Source organism: Dethiosulfatibacter sp. (assembly GCF_983023055.1).
The window spans coordinates 2,614-2,969 of the sequence record NZ_CEZJXU010000336.1 but is presented as its reverse complement, the minus strand read 5'-3'; the positions used below and the strand labels follow the sequence as shown (position 1 = coordinate 2,969).

The 356-nt window shown below is 34.8% G+C and carries 1 pseudogene; it reads left to right on the top strand.

The window, feature by feature from the left end:
- Positions 1–219: pseudogene (locus AC3AX0_RS10625) on the top strand (hypothetical protein); the annotation flags it as partial.
- Positions 220–356: the final 137 nt, after the last annotated feature.

The following is a 356-nucleotide window of genomic DNA, read 5'->3' as shown; positions in this document are numbered from 1 at the left end:
TGGACCAAGGAAGAACATTTTAATATACCTGAAAGGGATAGAATGAAGGATTATGGAGTTTTCGAAGAAGCCTACAATGTAGAGGTTGAAATAGAGGGCAATTATGCCGTAATAAAATGGAACAGCGATTACGACAATGAGGAAAATTTTAAGTATGGTTTTAGTCTTGTGAAAAATGACGATGATATTTGGAAGGTGAGTTTTATTCCAATGCAGTAGGTGGAAATTAGAAAATAACAATATGGAAAGGCAGCTGGTTTTGAAATCAGCTGCCTTGAGCTTGCATCCTGTAATGATTTTTATAAAATCACAACAAGTTTATTGAATCTAACTTAGTGTTGGGAAGGGATACATAC